The following is a 17,348-nucleotide window of genomic DNA, read 5'->3' on the forward strand; positions in this document are numbered from 1 at the left end:
GTTCGTGAAAGCGGTCAAAAACCGCCAAAATTTTACTAATTAGAATCTAAAGCCTGTGCCTATGCCTAAACCGATTCCAACACCATTTGAGCCACCACCGGCTCCTATGCTTCCGCCCATACCGGTTGATGAGCAAGCAATTAAAGTCAAAATGCTAACGCATAATAAGAATTTTTTCATTTTTTCCTGTCCTAAAAGAAAAAGAGGGACTATGATGATAGCCCAAACGTATTTTAACCTGTTTAGATGATTAAACCTAATTTTAAAGGGTAAATTATGAAAATTTTACGTAAACTGACTATTTTATTACTTTCTTCAACTGCAATGCTTAACGCTAAAGCCGATTTACTTCGCATAAGTGAACAAGAAGTTAATAATTATTTAGCAACTAAGCTCGCTGAAAAAGTGCCATTAAAAGACAAAGTTGGAATCCCCCAATTATTTGAATTGGATTACCACCTTCACTCTCTCTCAAGCCAAATTGGTAGAACAGAGGATAAAAAAGTAGCTATTTCCGGTGTAGTTGATGGGATATTAAAAGCCAGAGGGAAAAAATATGATGCCTCTATTACTTTGAATATGGATACGACTCCCTATTATGATTCACAAAAAGGCGCATTATTTCTGAAAGATATTAGATTACTTAATTGGTCTGCAACGCCGTCAAAATACCAAAGCGAACTGCAAATGTTCTTACCGGTCTTAGTCGATGGTCTAAATAGCTTCCTCAGTAACAATCCAGTCTATACATTAGATGAAAGTAAAGCTCAAGAAGCGATGGTAAAAAAATTCGGTAAAGCTATCGTGGTCGAAAATGGAAGTATCAAATTAGAAACGACTATTTTTTAAATAATTTTGTGATCTTTGTCTAATTTTCAAACTTTAACGGTTGAGATTTTGATCGTTTTATTTACAATCCGCTTATCGTCATTCAGTTATTTTGGAGATTTGTATGGATATCGGTATTGTTAAATGGTTTAACAACGTAAAAGGATTTGGTTTTATTACATCAGAAGTATGCGAAAGCGATATTTTTGCTCATTTTTCTGAAATTAAAACCGAAGGATATCGATCATTAAAAGTTGGACAAAAAGTACAATTTGAATTAGTTCAAGGAGAACGTGGTGCATCTGCTGCGAATATTCTCCCGGTTGATGAAAAAGCATCATAAAATGCTGTATCACTGAAAAATTTATTGCTATTCTAATCGCATTTCTTTAACTGTTGTTCGACATAGTCTATGTCGAACACTTTTTATATCTAAGCTATGTCTTTGTTCAGTCATTTTATTTTCATTAATCTTCTTTATGTTTTCGGTATCGGACTAAATATTGTTTTTCTACGTTTTTTAAGTCTACATTTTGATCCACTTAATAATAATGGTGTGCGTTTTTTAGCCGGCAGTGTGGTTTTATTGCTCCTTATTTTATGGCGATTTCGCTCATCACTTATCCAGCTTGCCCGTAGCCCTAAATTAATTGCTATTACTCTGTTTGTAGGGTTAATGATGTCAGCCAATATGTATTTTTGGTTGAAAGGTGTAAAAATTACCAATGCCGTCACAGCCTCCATTTTCGGAGTGCTGGCTATGCCTTTTGGCGTAATTATCGCAGCAATCTTCTTTCAAGATGAACGACAAAAAATAAAATACAAAGCCTTTTGGTTCGGTTCATTACTTACTATTATCGGATCACTTGGCTTTGTCTGGTATGGCAAAACACTCGCGATTGAAGAGGGATTTCTGCTTGGTTCATTTTTTCTCTTTCTGTCGATTGTTATTCGAAATATCCAAAATTTAATGGTTAAATTTAGTAAAGGGCTGAATGTCTTTACTCTAAGTTGTGTAACCTCTCTCACCACCTCTTTTTCCAGCTTGTTACTGAGCCAACAAGCGGGTAAATTCGATGAAATTTTTACCACTCCAAGCTGGCTAATGTTCTGTTTAATCGCAGTCGGTATTTACGCTATTCTGGTTGGAATGGTATTAACTTTCCACATCATCCAGACTCAAGGATTAGTCACTTACCAAGTACTTGAGCTACTTATGCCCGTTTCAACCGCGATTATGGCTTATCTCATACTTGGCGAGCATATCTCCTTAATGCAGATTGTTTTTGCCTTTATTGTGATTTTAGGGGCAAGTATCGCTCTCAGATTAGTAAAATTTCAGAAAAAATAGACCGCTTGTAGGCTGCAATTTAATCGTCTAAAAGTACAAAACCTTTGAAAGTGCGCCTTTCAAAGGTTTTTTGTAACAGATTTAGTACTTTAGCTTTTAACACGTTGCTCTAAAATCACATTAAGCGTTTTTTGTTTTTGCTTCAATGCAGTTTCAGGCTCAGCTTTTACCAGTAGTGTATAAATTAAATCAAGCACAAAAAGTTGCGACATTTTAGTCCCGATAGAGTCACCTTGCATATGCCCTTGTCGGTTGCCGTTGATGAGAACATAATTTGCCTCTTCCGTTACCGGGGAACGTAAATTATGGGTAATAGCTACTGTGGTCGCTTTATTTGCCCGAGAAAAACGAAGCGATTTTACAATCTCTTCCGAATAGCCAGAATGGCTGATTCCGATGACTAAGTCTCCCTCTTTTACCAATGCCGCTTGCATATACATAAAGTGATTATTCGTGACCGCATCGGTTTGTAAACCAATACGCATTAATTTGTGTTTAGCATCTTCTGCAGTTATGCCTGATGAGCCTACACCAAATAAAAATATACGTTTTGCTTGGCGCAATTCTTGTACCACTTTTTCTAATACATCAAAATCCAGTAAATTGATGGTCTCACCAATAGCACTATCTAAACTTATCTTTAATTTATCTGCAATATCCCGTGCAGTATCCGTTTCTGAAACATCCGTATCCAGCAAAACTCGGTTATCTTGATTTTGAGTTGCCAATTCGATCGCTAACTCTAATTTAAAATCGGTATAACCTTTAAAACCTAAAGTACGACAAAAACGGATAAACGTTGCTTCACCAACATCTAACTGTTTAGCAACATCCGACAATGAACATTGATTAAGTAATTCCGGCTGCGATAAAATGGCTGCCGCTATTTTCTTTTCAGTTTTAGTCAGGCTATTTTGAAGCGAGCTGATCGTATTTAGAATTTTTCCTCGAGCAGACATGGCTGACTCCTATAGCAATTCAGCCGGAACTTTCACCACTAATTTCTTCAATGTTTTGTTACCATTTACTGAATTACCTGGTTTGTGTGGCTCATAAGGTAGAAAAATCGCAAACATATTCGGTTTTAGAATAACTTCATTTTTATCATCAATAGCCTCGGTTAATTGATAGTCATCTTCATCACGATATTCATCATATTTTGTTAAATCCGGTTGGCTTAAGCCGTATTCAATCATCTCTTCACCTTCAATTAATAATTGAATATCCACGAATTTACGATGCATTTCTGCTTTTTTACCTTCGGCAGGGCTAGTTTCAAATGACATTACATTCATGCGAATCCCATCTTCAAGATCTTGCCAGCCTAGTTCTAATGCAGATAAGTCTAATGCTTTTAGTTTTGCACAAAGACGAGCAAATACAGGTGGAAGAGATTTTGCATAATCCTCTCTTGATAAATCCGCTAGTAACATATAAGGCTCCTTAAATTATTTATCTATCCTAAGCACTCCATAAGATTATTCATATATGAAGATATGCTCCAATAAAAGTAGAATAATTTGTAAAGCGAAGAATCTCAATAGGGAAAATGAAAAAATGCGAACTAGATCAAATTTTTATTTGCAAACTCTTAGCAAATAATTGATGAAATCTTACCGCTTGTAGGGGAATTGCATAAAGGAGGTATTCTGCCTCCTTTATGTTAAGAAATAGTTAAACTTAATTCTGTCAATGATAGCATTTTTTGTTCATCTTCCAAATCAGCTAAAACCAACGGATTATGATTTAAAAAGTGTTGATTAAATTGTAAGTGCCAGTGATTATTTTCAATAGTAAGCGTTAATTTTTCAGGCTCGACTGTCGCCTGTCTTGAACGATTGAGTAATACTGCCAAGCGGAATACCCGAACCAACGTTAATACATCTCGACATTGATAGCGATTAATACTGCGAATGTCGGAGCGTTTAAAATTTTTCAAATGAAAACGCATTAATACAGAGAGAAGTGTTTGTTGCTCAAAATCAAAACCCGGTAAATCTCGGTTGGAAATTAAATAGGCAGAATGACGATGTACATTGTTATGATTAACTACAATGCCAATTTCATGCAATAAACTTGCCCATTTCAACATAGAACGTAGATCTTGAACTTGGCGGCGGTTTCGCCAATTTTTTATTTGATCAAATAAAATTAAGGCCGTATGTTCAACTCGGCTGGCTTGCAGCTGATCTAAATCGAATTGCTCTACTAACGCCTGTGCTGTACGTTGTCTGATATCTCCTACTTGGAAGCTTTTTTCCAACCCATACATTACCCCTTCCCGCAATGCTCCGTTTGAATAACGCAACACCTCAATTCTAAATGTATGAAATAATGCCAGCAAAATCGCAAGTCCCGGCACTAATACATCAGCTCGTTCCTCTAATAATCCCCGCATTTTAATTTCATTTAGCGATTTAAATTCCAAGCAAATATCAATCAGTTTTTGCAAACGTTGCTCGGTGATAAGACCATCTCTATAGCCATTTGCTATAAGTACTTGATGAACGGTTTTAATCGTGCCGGAAGAGCCTAATGCGTGTTCCCAGCCTAATTCTTGATACTCCCACATCAAATCTTCAATTTTTTCCATCGCTAACTGGTAAGCACTATCAAAGCGTTCAATCGTTAACTCACCATTAGGAAAAAAACGTTTTGCAAAACTGACACAGCCCATGTGGCGGCTTTCTGCCCGAATCGGGGTAAAATTATCGCCAATAGTGATTTCTGTTGAACCTCCGCCGATATCAACTACCAATTTACGGCCTTTTTCCGGCTGGGTATGGCTCACACCTGAATAAATTAACCTTGCTTCTTCTTGACCTGAAATAATCGAAATAGAATAGGGAAAAACCGCTTTTGCCTGATCTAAAAAGTCTTGCTTATTGATTGCTCGACGTAACGTATAGGTGCCTACAACTTTAACATTTTCCTCAGAAAAGCCTTGTAGGCGTTTGGCAAATAAAGCCAAACAGGCCACACCCCGCTCAATCGCTTCTTGGCTTAGCACTAAATTCTCATCTAGCCCGTCAGCCAAACGGACACGGCGTTTAATACGTGAAAGGACTTGAATAGAGCCATTCACAATACGGGCAACGATCATATGAAAGCTATTCGACCCTAAATCAATCGCAGCAAATTCACGAGGAGCAATATTTTGAGATGACATATATAAAATCCTGTACTAACCATAATAGTCAAAGATATTACCATTTTTAAAGCAGCTATATCACTAGTCATACTATAAAAATTCGACTTTATTTAGACATAATAGTCTTAAATCATAAAATTTAGCAAAATTTTTTGACGAATTGTTGGAAAAAGACTAGGATTCACTTACTAAAATCTAAATTAAACCTAACTAAGAGGAAGTTCTATGTCTGAAGTAAATAAATCATTCCAAGATATGCTTGATTATGTGCATCTTTATCGCCTAAAAAATAAATTACACCGTGAAACAGCGGATAACGATCGCAAAATTCGTGATAACCAAAAACGCGTATTACTACTTGATAATCTCACACAATATATTACAGATGAAATGTCTATTAATGATGTGCGTGCAATTATTTCAAATATGCGTGATGATTATGAAAACCGTGTTGATGATTACATGATTCGCAATGCAGAACTTTCAAAACAGCGTCGCGAAATCCGTCAAAAAATGGCATCGCATAAACAATCACCTACCAATAAAAAATCATAAGTATACAAGCGGTTAATTTCCTACAAAATTTTGCAAAAATTAACCGCTTGTTTTTTAGTTTAAGTATTTAATTTTTCATTCAAAAACTAAATATTCATTGACAAAATCCTAATAAAAAGGTATTTCTATACAGGTTTTTCAAGCGTTGAAAAATAGTAATGGGCTTACCATTGCGGGAGAGGTGCAACACTCAGGCAACTTAATTCGAGGCAACTAGGGCCGTTTGAAAATTATGTGATGGGAGTGATTGCCGAGGTGTGAATTCACTAGACTGGAATTAACATCGGCTGAGCAGGTTGAATCCTATCAGCTGTCATTTAATATTTGATATGATATTAAATGGAGTGCTCTGATTAATAGGTTCTCAAATCAAACCGTATAATCTACTCAAATTTCCTTTCCGAATATCCCCTAATACAACATTTATCTATTTTGTTTTAAGGAAATTTTTATTATGTCTAATCTTTCTGTGGCTAAATTTGGTGGTACTAGCGTTGCAAATTTTGATGCAATGACTTCATCGGCAAATATTGTGATTGCAGATAACAATACCCGCGTTGTTGTACTTTCTGCCTCTGCCGGGGTAACAAATTATTTGGTTGAACTTGCAAATGGTTGTGAGAAAACACATCGAGATGAAGTTATTGCAGCAGTTCGTCAAATTCAATACAACATCATCGAAAAATTACAATCTCAAGATGCTGTTCGTGCCGAAATTGATGAATTATTGGAGCATATTGAAGCATTAGCTGAATCAGCAAGTCTTGCAACCTCTGCAGCGTTAAGCGATGAATTAATTAGCCATGGGGAAATGATGTCCACTAAGATTTTCACGCAATTATTAATTGAACGTGGACACCCTGCCGTATGGGTAGATGTACGTGATGTTGTAGCCACAAACAGCCATTACGGAAAAGCCGCACCTAATGACGAAAAAACCCAACAACAATCTGACAATGTGATTAAGCCACTTATTCAGTCAGGTAAAATTGTGATTACCCAAGGCTTTATCGGTCGTGACGATGAAGGTAAAACGACCACCCTTGGCCGTGGCGGTTCTGACTACTCTGCTGCATTGCTAGCTGAAGTGTTAGGAGCCAATGATGTATTAATTTGGACTGATGTTCCGGGTATTTACACTACAGATCCTCGCGTTGTACCAAATGCACAACGTATTGATACTATGGCATTTAATGAAGCTGCTGAAATGGCAACTTTTGGGGCAAAAGTATTACATCCGGCCACCTTATTACCGGCAGTTCGCAGCAATATCCCTGTTTATGTAGGTTCAAGTAAAGCGCCTGAACAAGGGGGAACTTGGGTAACACGTGATCCGCAACCTCGTCCGACTTTCCGTGCTCTTGCGTTACGTCGTAACCAGATTTTATTAACGCTCTCAAGCCTTTCCATGCTACATGCTCAAGGCTTCTTAGCCAATGTGTTTGCAATTTTAGCAAAACATAAAATTTCAGTAGATGTAATTACTACTTCAGAGGTAAGCGTTGCATTAACATTAGATAAAACAGGATCTGCTTCATCAGGTGCAGATATGCTCTCTCCTGAGTTATTAGATGAGTTAAACAATTGTTGCAATGTTCAAGTAGAAACCGACCTTGCATTAGTAGCCATTATTGGTAATAACTTACATACACAATCCGGTGTTGCAAAACGTTTATTCCAAACAATTGAAAACCATAATATTCGTTTAATTAGCTATGGTGCAAGCTCAAATAACGTTTGTACCTTAGTGAAAAACGAAGAAGCAGATGAAGTAGTTCGCTCACTTCACAAAGCTTTATTTGAATAATTAATACTTAATTACCAGCTCTTACAAAAACGGTCAAGTTTATTCAACTTGACCGTTTTTATTATCTTACAGAATAACTACTACTTCTGCCCAAACCCTTTTAACCCTACAACATGTACATACTCTTGGTTATTGGTAATTTTACGTACCAATTTATAAGTTGTACCCCGCTCAGGGCTGATATTTTCAGGGGCAGCAATTAATAACTGCATGTCCAAACGCTCACATAATTCAAATAGCGTATTAATTGATGTTGCATCTAAACGAGCCGCTTCATCTAAGAAGAGTAAACGTGCCGGAAGAATATCTTTAGCACGCATACGGCGTGCCTCCTCTTCCCAGCTTTGAACCACCATCAAGAGAATTGACATCCCCGTACCGATTGCTTCACCGGTTGATAACGCACTACTTTCTGCACGCATCCAACCGTCTGCACCACGGAAAGTTTCCACTTCTAAATCAAGGTAGTTGCGGTAATCCAACAACTCTTCACCAATAGTTTGTGGTGTACGTTGCCCCATTTCAATGTGTGGATTCACACGTTTATACAACATTGCTAACGCTTCCGAGAAGCTTAGTTTTTGGCTGTCAAATAGATCCTTATGTTCTTCACGATTATTGGATAACGCATTGAGTAAAATCGCATGAGTATCGCGAATATTCACCACTAAACGCACCCCTTTTACCTGACCAAAGGCAATATTTTGCAAACCTTGGTTGAGTTGCAAAATACGGTGCTGCTCACGTTGAATGGTTTTGCGTAAAATATTTGCTACACTCTCTACACTAATTGCCAATTTTTTCTCACGACCGGTCAGCTCATTGGTTAAACGAGATAATTCAATTTCCATTTGCTCGATTGCATCAATCGGATCGTCTGTTTTGATAATATCTTGACGAATACGCTCACGCAGATGTTGATAAACCGCAATAAAGAACGCCACTTTGTTTTCCGGCTTACGGCTGTCTTCAGAGGCACGCAAGCTGTCACGTAAGTACTCATTATCAGCTACCGCAGTACGCAACGCCCCTAAGGCTTTATCGGAAATAGAACGTAGCTCTTCCACTGATTGATAAGCCAATTCACGACGATTTAAACGTTTTTCTACATCACTGTTGCGAGATAAACGTTGCACAATACACCAACTGGCTTTTGCCTGAACAACTAACTCGCGCTGGGCTTTATAATCACGCTCTGCTTTGCGTAATGTGCGGTTAAGATTGTCCATTTCTGCTTCGATCACAGCGATTTGTTTATCCAAATATCCTTTGCGTGAGCGTTGTTGGCTTAAACGTTGTTGCAATTCATCACGGCGGAATCTTGCACGCTCTTCGGCACCGGTGTCGCCACGCACGCCCAAGTCATCAATTTCACGAATCAACTCTTGTAGCATTTGGTTTTTTGCATCATAGGAGCTGCGTAAACCTGTCAGAACTTGGTTATATTGCGAAAGCTGTGACTGTGCTTGGCGTAACTGTTCACGGGCTTGCTCACGTTCACGTTGCGCATTTTCTAAACGCTGGCGAAGTTGCTCAGTTAATGCCGAGCCTTCTGTGCCAACCGTTTCTTCATAACTAAAGTGTAGGCGACGGTTTATCACATCAGCAAGGCTAAATACTTTTTGCTGCAACACTTTTTGCTCTGCCACAGAACGGCTGTAATCCGCTTCCAATTGCTCAAATAAAGCCGGATCACTTTTTAATGCTGCTGCGATTGGCTCTAACTGACTTAACGTCGTACCAAACTGACGGATAAATATTTCATCCTCTTCAGCTAATTCCAATTGTTCACGGCACTCTTGCGCACGTTCGGCTAATGTTTCATCCGCTAATAGGTTCGCAAGCGGTAGAATTTTATTTAAAATTTGCAACTGGGCTTTTACGCTCTCTAATTGATGACGTAATTGCTGCTCATTACCACTGGATTGAGCCAATTCACGTTCAATTTCCGCTCGCTTGGCTGCAATTTCTTGCATTAAAGTCTCCGGATTTTCTTGGAATGCTAAATTAAGATGCGTACCTACAAACTGACTTAAATGTTGGTGTAAACGTTGGCATTTCTGTACATCAAACGCACGTTCAGCATGCTTTTCAGAAATTTCATCACGTTCAGCTTTTAAAGTTTCTAAATGTTTTTCGCGGGCAGCACGACCAAATAGCGGAACATCCGGGAATTTCGAGTAACGCCATTGACGCTCAGAGACTTTCACCACCACACCTTCGCTTAACTCTTCGGCACTGAATACCGCATCGTCAAAGGCAGATGGATCCCCCTCTATCAAATAAAGATCGCTTGGACAATCATCTAATTTTTCAAGCTGTGCCTTGGTTGCTTCTAAATCACGCACTACGATAGCGTGGCGAGCCTCACCATATAAGGCCGAGAAATAAGGTGCATCTTCAATAGATACATCATCATATAATTCTGATAGCAACACACCACCAAAACGCTCTGCCAAGTGATTTAGACGGGCATCTTCCGAGCCGTCCGGTTGGCTTAATCGAGTAATTTTCTCATCAAGTAACTGCTCTTGGCGAGCTAATTCATCACGCGCAAGAGTAGCTTCACGTTCTTTACTCAACATCGTTTGCATAAACTGCATAACTGATTGACCGGCTTCAAACTTCTCACCGCATTGCTCTTCCAAACGGGCTAATGCAGACTGTGCTGTATGCCAAGCAGGAGCATTTTTCGCTAGTTGTTGATATTGTTGATTAAGCTGTTCACGTTGTTGACGCTGGGTAGAACGCTGCTCAACAAAATCGGATAATTCTGCCTCTAAATCTTCTAGTCGCGCTTGTTGCTCATCAAAATAATCTTCTAAGGCTTCTGATGAATTTAGCTGTTGCTGCGATTTTTGGTTAAATTCTGCAAGTAAGCGCTGCGCATTTTGCTGTTGCTGCAAGCGCTGTTCTAAATCGTTTAATTTTTGGCGTAAGCTAATTGCTTGCTGTGCCTGCATTTTCTGCTCAGGGAAGGCAGATAATAATGTTCGAGCCTCTTCCCAAGCTTGCAAGCGGTCAATTTCACCGGAAATTTTGCAAACTAATTCAAAAGCTTTCTCAAACTGGGTTTTCGCCATATCTGATACGCTTAAGCGTTGCTCCAGCTCAAATACTTTATCCGTTAGATCTTCTGCTTGAGCTTCAAATTCAGCATGGTAATCTTCGATATTATTTAAATCTAAATTTACCAAGCCGGTTAATTGCTTCGCTTTTTCTAACGCATTCACCGCCTGCTGGTATTGTAATGCTCGGGTTTGCTGAGCATCTAAGGCTTGTTGATAATCCGCCATTTGCGAGCGAAGTTCTTCAACGTGGTCATCTGCTTGATCCGCTCGAGCTTGCGCATTTTCCGCCACATCCGCAATTTCTTCCAACGCTTCCTGTTGCTCTTCAAGCTTGATATTCAGCTCTTCCACTTCATCTTGATAGCGTTCGATCTTTTCTTGATGGCGTAAGGCGTTCATCACTAAATTTAGATGATCATTCGCGCTATTGTATTCCGCCTCTAACGCATTTTCGGTTTCGGCAATATCCACCGTTTCACGGCTAAATTCCACAAAACGTTGCTGCTCAACTAAAATCTTAGACTTCGCCGCATACCACTCTTTACGTTGCTCTAACGCTTGCAACACGTTACTACGGCGTTCGTTGGCATTGCGCATATAATCTGCCGACACATAATTGGTCGATTCCGTAATCAAGCGTTTGAACATATCACGATCAGATTGTGTAACCTTAATCGCTTCTAGGGTCATTCGGTTTTCACGCAAAGCCGATTCCATATCTTGAAACGCTTGACGAACACCTGTATTTTCCGGCAATAAATAATCACGCAAGGATTTGGTGATCACGCTTGAAATACCACCGTAAAGTGATGCTTCAATTAATTTATAGAATTTGCTGCGATCAGCCGCTGAACGTAAACGTTTTGGAATCACGCCTAAGTCAAACATAAAGCTGTGATAGTCGGTAATTGAGTGATATTGTTTGAACTGTACTTCACTACCCTCGAATTTATCTTTAAGTTCATTAAGTGGAAGTACTCGAGCTTTATTACCCACTTGTTCAGTTAAAAGTCCGATAATAGTTTGATCGAGCGGAATATTTTGTACCGAGAATGAACGGATATCCACTTTCTTATCACGACCAACAATTTGTTGTAAACGCACACCGGTAATAATACGTTGCCCACGAGAGTTCAGCGATTCCAACACCGCATAACAGACACCGGCTTTTAATTTACCGTATAAACCTCTATCACGAGAACCAGCAGTCGAGCCGGCCTCTGTCGTATTACGGAAATTCAGTAAGGTTAAATCAGGAATTAATGCGGTCACAAAACCCGCCATAGTGGTCGATTTACCCGCACCGTTACCGCCCGAAAGGGTTGTAACCAGTTCATCTAAATCAAAAGTACGAGCAAAAAAACCATTCCAATTGATTAGAGTTAAAGAGTGGAACTTACCGCGTTTTAAACCTTCGTGACGAGGCATGACAGGTGCAAGAACTGTTGTTTGTTCAATTGCATTTTGTTCTAATAATTCAATATTTTCCATTACTTATTATTCCTCATCAGCCACTTCAGTATCATCTAACTCATTTGCAAGATTTTCATCTAATTCAACCGCTTGTTCGGCTAGAAGTGACGGTGTAGTTGCCTCACCATCACGAATCAAACGCAATTGCGCTTCTCGAGGATCGTCTCCTGTCCTCACATCCGCACCAAAACGGAATACCGATTCTGAAATCACAAATTTTTTACTATTTTGCTCACCCACACGGGTAATAATACCGATACGTGCGAGACGACGTAACGCACCACCAACTTTTTCCGCTAACTTAGCACGATCTAAATCAGAACCTGTCGAACGTGGATTTACCGCCTTTAATAATTTGCTTTCATCCGCAAGGCTCAGCAATTCTTCATACACATCATCTTGGCTAAAAATACCTTGTTGCGCCAAACGCTCCGGGCTTAAGTAGAGATAACACAATACTTTTCCAACCAACATTTCCATTTCAGACATTGCCGAACGGTTAATCAAAGTGGATGCTTTAGGACGTAAGTAGAAAAAGCCCTCAGGTGCGCGAATTAATTCTACATGGTAACGGCGGTAAAACTCTTCTAATTCCGTTTGAAAATCCATCAAAAAAGCGTGTTCATCAAGGGATTCTATACTAATATGGCGACCGGCACGTAGTTGGCTGTCAAGCTGTGGGAAAATTGAATTAGCAATCGCCAACGCCAATTTTGGGGAAATCATCTCTTGGATATTATCTGTCATGTTATATCTCTCTTAATTTGCAAAACTTTTATAAAAAACAACCGCTTGTTACTTATTATATTGGTCAATCACATTAGCTTGCACTTCCGCACCCTGATCGTTAATCGGCTGCCATTGTGGATAAACAGCCTGACTGTCTTGGCTTGCCATACCAAGTTTAACTGCTTGGTCAACAATAATTCTAGCCACATCAAAATGACGAGATTCCGGGAATCGAGCAAGTTGCTCTCGTAAAATCACACCTAAATCTATCGGCTTACTTTCTGCTCGGAATGGCGCCAAATGAGCTTGCATTGCCGATACAATTTGTTCTTGCACGTCAGAAAGGGCCTCATATTCCAATTCACTTGGCAGCTCTCCGACCGACTCTGCTTCATTCAACACAGCTTCATCATCGCGCAAATCCAACAAAGCGTCTGCTTTTGCGGTATAAAGCAACCAAGGGGAATTGTAGTAATCCTGAATAGATTGGCGCAAACGCTGCCCAAACACTCGATTTTTATCCATATCAATAGCTGTACGAATAAATTTATGCACGTGACGATCGTAGCCGATCCAAAGATCGATTGCCTGTTGTCCCCAACTGATAATGCGGTCAAGTTTATTTTGTAGATTGATGATAAGCTGATCAATAAAATCCAAATCATCACGTGCAATTAAGCAACTTTGAATGCGCAATAATTGAGCCTGTAGCTTATCGCCTGCTGCATTTAAGGTATCTTGCAGCTCTCTCAAATTGCCTGAAGTTTCATCTAATAACTGCTCACAGCTCATAATCGCTTCGTGCCAATTTTGGCTAAGTAGCTCAGCAATTCGCTCACGAATTTGGTGCTGGTTTTCATCCATTATGCGTTGGGAAAGATCGATACTATCAAAAATTTCTGCGACCGAATATTTTAGCGGCGCAAATACATTATTCCGCCAAAACCGTTCATCTTTTGACGCTTCTGTACCTTCTTCAGCAGCAACAGAAGCCCGCTGAATTTCATCTGCCACAATAGAAAGCTGAATTGAAAGGCGAAGCGTTGAAAATTCGCGCTGACGAACATAGTAGTTTGAAATCCCGACACCCAACGGTGTTACCCGATAAATTGCCAAACCTTCTGTAAATTCACTACTAAAACGATTTAACAAACGTTGTCTAACTAGGTCATTAATCGCATTATTGGCACGCTGTGTAAAAGTCGCATCTGATTGCTCAAACGAATTTGAAACATGGCGAAAAAGATCGATTAGATCACTTTCTAACAGTTCACCATCTGTCTGTTCTTGATTATAAATAGAGATAGCAAGTAAAAAAGCTAAGCGGTCAGAAGAAAGTGAAAGAGAAAATTCACGATCTTTCGTCCACGAAATGAGTTCTGGAATAGTCTGTGCCAATTCGTTTTGCATACGGGCTCAATCTTTGATTTAGTATAAAATAGAAAAATAGTCTTTATTGTAACTGAACGAGAGGAAAATGGGAATGGAAGGATAAAATACAAACAGTAATTTTTATAAACTACCCTAACTATTTATAACACTTTTTCAGCAATTTCACACTTATCTTCAAATACACAAACGGTTATATTCTCTCAATTTTTTGCAAATCACTAATTTTCTGTACCAGCCCTGCTAAGCTCTCCGCCTGCATTTTTTCCATCACACTTGAGCGGTGTACTTCCACTGTGCACACCGACACAGCAAGCTGATCATCCATCTGCTTGTTGGTGATGCTTTGCTAATCTAGAGCACCAAATTCCGCTCTTTTCTGGTAAGTTTAGCGTAATTTTTGATACACTTGTTGACCGTCCAGCAGCGACACACGAATATTGAGCAACACCGCACCGAGTTGGGGCAAATCGCCTGCTCAATAAATTCCACTCTGTTTTACCAGGTTTAATCGGACAATTGGCTCTGCCAAAAGTGCATCCAAAATTTAGGCGGCAAGGGCTTCGGCACATTCGGCTTCACCGCCTCAATCTGATTTTCTGCAAATAACAAGGTATTATCCACCGGGAAGCCAGAAAACCACATCTCAAAATCCCAGTTTTGACGCATTCCGCCTAGGTGCAAGCCTTGTGGTGCTTTCCACTGATGACGAGCAGATGAGCGAGGCAGCCAATACCTTTGATCTGATTATCGACACCGTGCCATACACCCACGACCTGAAAGCCTATATCCCAACGCTCACACTAAACGGCTCATTAGTGCTGGTCGGGCTGATCGGTGAATTAGAACAGACGATTAACACCGTACCAATGATTATGGGACGCCGTAGCATTTCGGCATCGGTGATTGGCAGGATTAAAGAAACCCAAGAAATGCTGGATTTCTGTGCCGATCATAACATCGTGGCAGATGTAGAGATGATTGCAATGAGTGAGATCAACACCGCCTACGAACGTATGCAAAAATCCGATGTGAAATATCGGTTTGTGATTGAGGGGAGTTTGAAAGGGTAATTTAGCTATAAAGGAGTGAGTAATACTGTTTTGGAGAAAGTAGGGCTTTACTCTAATCTTATCCATGCTTTATTATTAAAATATTTAAAATTTTTCAGTTAGAAATATGTTAAAATAGGAAAGCTAATATTTTTACATAAATGAGAGTAATTTATGTGGTCAGATACTGAATCTAAAGAGGACTATCTCAATTTTGGCGAAGTGTCTCAAATCGTTACTGAAATATTGGAAACTGAAGCTATGTTACCAGTTTCAATAGGTATTTTTGGTAACTGGGGTGCAGGCAAGTCTTCCCTGTTAAATTTAATTGAGCAACAAATCAAGCCCGATGAGTGGATTGTGATTAAATTTGATGCTTGGCTTTATCAAGGATTTGACGATGCCAGGGCAGCACTTTTAGAAGTGATTGCTAGTCATTTGATTCAGGCTGCCAAAGATGACGAAACCATTTGGAAAAAATCTAAAAATTTATTTGCAAGAATTGATGGATTGCGTTTGTTTGGTTTAATGGCTGATGGGGCTGCTTTAGCAGCAGGAATACCAACTTTTGGTTTAATTTCCAGAACATTTGAAACAGCCCAAAATTCATTGGATGGTATTCAAGATGAAGCAGAAAGTAAACAAGCTATAGAAACAGGAAAAGAGATTATTGATTCAGGAAAAAATCTTATCAAGCCAAAGGAGAAACAAACACCACCACAACAAATCAATGCGTTTAGAAAAGAATATGGCGAAATATTACAGGATTTAGGTAAAAAGCTGGTTATTGTTATTGATAACCTTGACCGTTGTCTGCCTGCTAATGCCATTCAAACATTGGAAGCCATTCGCTTATTCTTATTTTTAAATCGTACCGCTTTTATTATTGCGGCTGATGAGGAAATGATTCGCCATTCAGTTGCGGAACATTACAAAGATTTGTCTTATAGTCATCAAATTGATTATTTGGACAAACTCATTCAGATTCCTATTCGTGTACCGAAAGCTGGTGTTCTTGAGATTCGCGCGTATTTGTATATGCTACACGCCATTCATCAAAAATTATCTACCGAAACATTAGAAAACTTACGCCAATTTTTAGAAAACCATTTGCAACAATCTTGGCAAAATCAATCCTTAAAGCCAGAACAAGTAGCTGAAACTATTGGAGAGCAAAATAATCAAGCTCTATTGGCAGATTTTGAGCGAGCGAACAGAATAGCCCCTTTATTGGCAAATTCGCCAAACATTCACGGTAATCCTAGAATTGTAAAACGAATTTTAAATACTATTAAAATGCGAGCCAAAATTTCAGATAAGCGTCAAATGCCATTAGATGAAGCGATTATTACCAAATTGGTAATTTTTGAGCGATGTGTGGATTCTGATACAGTAATAAAATTTTATCAGCTTATCAATGAAAAAGAGGGCAAACCTGAATTATTAAAAGAGCTGGAAAATAACAATGAGCAAAATTTATCAATACTCTCTGAAAATAAACCCATTCAAACATTTATCAAAGAATGGGTAAAATTAGAGCCCAAATTATCTGATCTTGATTTGCGAGCGGCAATTTATTTATCCAGAGAAACCATACCGCTAAATACTTATACTGCTCAACTTTCTCAAAAAGCCCAAGATGCTTTAAGCATTTTACTTACAACCACAACAATAACAGGTTCTCAATATACCCAAAATGCCATTCAACAATTAACGACAGATGAACAAATCTCTGTTATGGAATCCTTAATTGAACAATTAAGAAAAGTGGATAATTGGGATAAAAGTCCAAATGGTTTTACAGGGGCTTGTTTGTTGGCGGAAAATTCAGAAGATGGTGCAAAAATTTTAAACCGTTTTATTGTTGGATTGAAAAATAAAGGCATTAACTATCCGTGGTTAAACAAAAGATTAAAAAGCAAAACTTGGTATCAGGAGTAAT

The 17,348-nt window shown here is 39.0% G+C and carries 16 protein-coding genes and 1 riboswitch; of the genes, 7 read left to right on the forward strand and 9 right to left on the reverse strand.

Annotated elements, in window-relative coordinates; all coding sequences use genetic code 11:
* Positions 1-39: 39 nt before the first annotated feature.
* On the reverse strand, positions 40-180 hold the full coding sequence (locus tag A6B41_RS06145; RefSeq protein WP_165888922.1) for a hypothetical protein: 141 nt from the start codon (positions 178-180) through the stop codon (positions 40-42).
* Positions 181-276: 96 nt separating this feature from the next.
* Between A6B41_RS06145 and A6B41_RS06150 the strand changes: the two genes are divergently transcribed.
* From A6B41_RS06150 to A6B41_RS06160, 3 genes are all read left to right on the forward strand, one after another.
* Positions 277-849 carry a YceB family lipoprotein gene (locus A6B41_RS06150; protein ID WP_027074509.1) on the forward strand — a complete coding sequence of 191 codons (573 nt, stop codon included), beginning with the start codon at positions 277-279 and terminating at the stop codon, positions 847-849.
* Between the two features lie 103 nt (positions 850-952).
* Positions 953-1,171 (forward strand): cold shock domain-containing protein CspD, encoded by a 219-nt coding sequence (cspD, locus tag A6B41_RS06155; protein ID WP_027074508.1) that lies wholly within the window; start codon positions 953-955, stop codon positions 1,169-1,171.
* A 102-nt stretch (positions 1,172-1,273) separates the two neighbouring features.
* Complete coding sequence (locus A6B41_RS06160; RefSeq protein ID WP_237052453.1) at positions 1,274-2,179, forward strand: DMT family transporter; 906 nt, start codon at positions 1,274-1,276, stop codon at positions 2,177-2,179.
* An 89-nt stretch (positions 2,180-2,268) separates the two neighbouring features.
* On the opposite strand, the gene A6B41_RS06165 is transcribed toward A6B41_RS06160, so the two are convergent.
* From A6B41_RS06165 to ppx, 3 genes are all read right to left on the reverse strand, one after another.
* The gene (locus A6B41_RS06165) at positions 2,269-3,138 is read right to left on the reverse strand and encodes a MurR/RpiR family transcriptional regulator (RefSeq protein WP_027074506.1); all 870 of its coding nucleotides are present in this window, start codon (positions 3,136-3,138) and stop codon (positions 2,269-2,271) included.
* A 9-nt stretch (positions 3,139-3,147) separates the two neighbouring features.
* Positions 3,148-3,612 carry an N-acetylneuraminate anomerase gene (nanQ, locus tag A6B41_RS06170; protein WP_027074505.1) on the reverse strand — a complete coding sequence of 155 codons (465 nt, stop codon included), beginning with the start codon at positions 3,610-3,612 and terminating at the stop codon, positions 3,148-3,150.
* A gap of 230 nt (positions 3,613-3,842) precedes the next feature.
* Complete coding sequence (gene ppx / locus A6B41_RS06175) at positions 3,843-5,348, reverse strand: exopolyphosphatase (protein WP_027074504.1); 1,506 nt, start codon at positions 5,346-5,348, stop codon at positions 3,843-3,845.
* Between the two features lie 207 nt (positions 5,349-5,555).
* Between ppx and A6B41_RS06180 the strand changes: the two genes are divergently transcribed.
* Together A6B41_RS06180 and lysC are read left to right on the forward strand one after the other, a co-directional pair.
* Positions 5,556-5,885 carry a DUF496 family protein gene (locus tag A6B41_RS06180; RefSeq protein WP_027074503.1) on the forward strand — a complete coding sequence of 110 codons (330 nt, stop codon included), beginning with the start codon at positions 5,556-5,558 and terminating at the stop codon, positions 5,883-5,885.
* 168 nt (positions 5,886-6,053) lie between these two features.
* Positions 6,054-6,243: riboswitch (Lysine riboswitch) on the forward strand.
* Positions 6,244-6,339: 96 nt separating this feature from the next.
* The gene (gene lysC, locus A6B41_RS06185) at positions 6,340-7,692 is read left to right on the forward strand and encodes a lysine-sensitive aspartokinase 3 (RefSeq protein ID WP_027074502.1); all 1,353 of its coding nucleotides are present in this window, start codon (positions 6,340-6,342) and stop codon (positions 7,690-7,692) included.
* An 80-nt stretch (positions 7,693-7,772) separates the two neighbouring features.
* On the opposite strand, the gene mukB is transcribed toward lysC, so the two are convergent.
* The 5 genes from mukB to A6B41_RS06210 all read right to left on the reverse strand — a co-directional run bounded on the left by mukB (position 7,773) and on the right by A6B41_RS06210 (position 15,023).
* Entirely contained in the window at positions 7,773-12,191 is a 4,419-nt protein-coding gene (mukB, locus tag A6B41_RS06190; RefSeq protein ID WP_237052511.1) for a chromosome partition protein MukB, read from the reverse strand.
* A 69-nt stretch (positions 12,192-12,260) separates the two neighbouring features.
* On the reverse strand, positions 12,261-12,983 hold the full coding sequence (gene mukE, locus A6B41_RS06195) for a chromosome partition protein MukE (protein WP_027074500.1): 723 nt from the start codon (positions 12,981-12,983) through the stop codon (positions 12,261-12,263).
* 48 nt (positions 12,984-13,031) lie between these two features.
* Positions 13,032-14,375 carry a chromosome partition protein MukF gene (mukF, locus tag A6B41_RS06200; protein ID WP_027074499.1) on the reverse strand — a complete coding sequence of 448 codons (1,344 nt, stop codon included), beginning with the start codon at positions 14,373-14,375 and terminating at the stop codon, positions 13,032-13,034.
* Between the two features lie 172 nt (positions 14,376-14,547).
* The gene (locus tag A6B41_RS11160) at positions 14,548-14,682 is read right to left on the reverse strand and encodes a LuxR C-terminal-related transcriptional regulator (protein WP_237052454.1); all 135 of its coding nucleotides are present in this window, start codon (positions 14,680-14,682) and stop codon (positions 14,548-14,550) included.
* A gap of 179 nt (positions 14,683-14,861) precedes the next feature.
* Positions 14,862-15,023 carry a hypothetical protein gene (locus A6B41_RS06210; protein ID WP_156930224.1) on the reverse strand — a complete coding sequence of 54 codons (162 nt, stop codon included), beginning with the start codon at positions 15,021-15,023 and terminating at the stop codon, positions 14,862-14,864.
* On the opposite strand from A6B41_RS06210, the gene A6B41_RS06215 reads away from it, so the two are divergent.
* Together A6B41_RS06215 and A6B41_RS06220 are read left to right on the forward strand one after the other, a co-directional pair.
* A complete protein-coding gene (locus A6B41_RS06215; RefSeq protein ID WP_418887736.1) occupies positions 14,960-15,427 on the forward strand; it encodes a zinc-binding dehydrogenase in 468 nt (155 codons plus the stop codon). The two genes, A6B41_RS06210 and A6B41_RS06215, sit on opposite strands and share 64 nt — an antisense overlap.
* Before the next feature lie 153 nt (positions 15,428-15,580).
* Positions 15,581-17,347 (forward strand): KAP family P-loop NTPase fold protein, encoded by a 1,767-nt coding sequence (locus A6B41_RS06220; RefSeq protein WP_027074497.1) that lies wholly within the window; start codon positions 15,581-15,583, stop codon positions 17,345-17,347.
* Position 17,348: the final 1 nt, after the last annotated feature.

Source organism: Mannheimia granulomatis (assembly GCF_013377255.1).
GTDB lineage: Bacteria > Pseudomonadota > Gammaproteobacteria > Enterobacterales > Pasteurellaceae > Mannheimia > Mannheimia granulomatis.

Coding starts and splice junctions, on each gene's coding strand:
- A6B41_RS06220 (WP_027074497.1), top strand. CDS start 15,581: ATGTGGTCAGATACTGAATCTAAAGAGGACTATCTCAATTTTGGCGAA.
- lysC (WP_027074502.1), top strand. CDS start 6,340: ATGTCTAATCTTTCTGTGGCTAAATTTGGTGGTACTAGCGTTGCAAAT.
- A6B41_RS06165 (WP_027074506.1), bottom strand. CDS start 3,138: ATGTCTGCTCGAGGAAAAATTCTAAATACGATCAGCTCGCTTCAAAAT.
- A6B41_RS06180 (WP_027074503.1), top strand. CDS start 5,556: ATGTCTGAAGTAAATAAATCATTCCAAGATATGCTTGATTATGTGCAT.
- A6B41_RS11160 (WP_237052454.1), bottom strand. CDS start 14,682: ATGGATGATCAGCTTGCTGTGTCGGTGTGCACAGTGGAAGTACACCGC.
- cspD (WP_027074508.1), top strand. CDS start 953: ATGGATATCGGTATTGTTAAATGGTTTAACAACGTAAAAGGATTTGGT.
- mukE (WP_027074500.1), bottom strand. CDS start 12,983: ATGACAGATAATATCCAAGAGATGATTTCCCCAAAATTGGCGTTGGCG.
- A6B41_RS06145 (WP_165888922.1), bottom strand. CDS start 180: ATGAAAAAATTCTTATTATGCGTTAGCATTTTGACTTTAATTGCTTGC.
- A6B41_RS06210 (WP_156930224.1), bottom strand. CDS start 15,023: ATGCGTCAAAACTGGGATTTTGAGATGTGGTTTTCTGGCTTCCCGGTG.
- A6B41_RS06150 (WP_027074509.1), top strand. CDS start 277: ATGAAAATTTTACGTAAACTGACTATTTTATTACTTTCTTCAACTGCA.
- ppx (WP_027074504.1), bottom strand. CDS start 5,348: ATGTCATCTCAAAATATTGCTCCTCGTGAATTTGCTGCGATTGATTTA.
- mukB (WP_237052511.1), bottom strand. CDS start 12,191: ATGCCTCGTCACGAAGGTTTAAAACGCGGTAAGTTCCACTCTTTAACT.
- nanQ (WP_027074505.1), bottom strand. CDS start 3,612: ATGTTACTAGCGGATTTATCAAGAGAGGATTATGCAAAATCTCTTCCA.
- mukF (WP_027074499.1), bottom strand. CDS start 14,375: ATGCAAAACGAATTGGCACAGACTATTCCAGAACTCATTTCGTGGACG.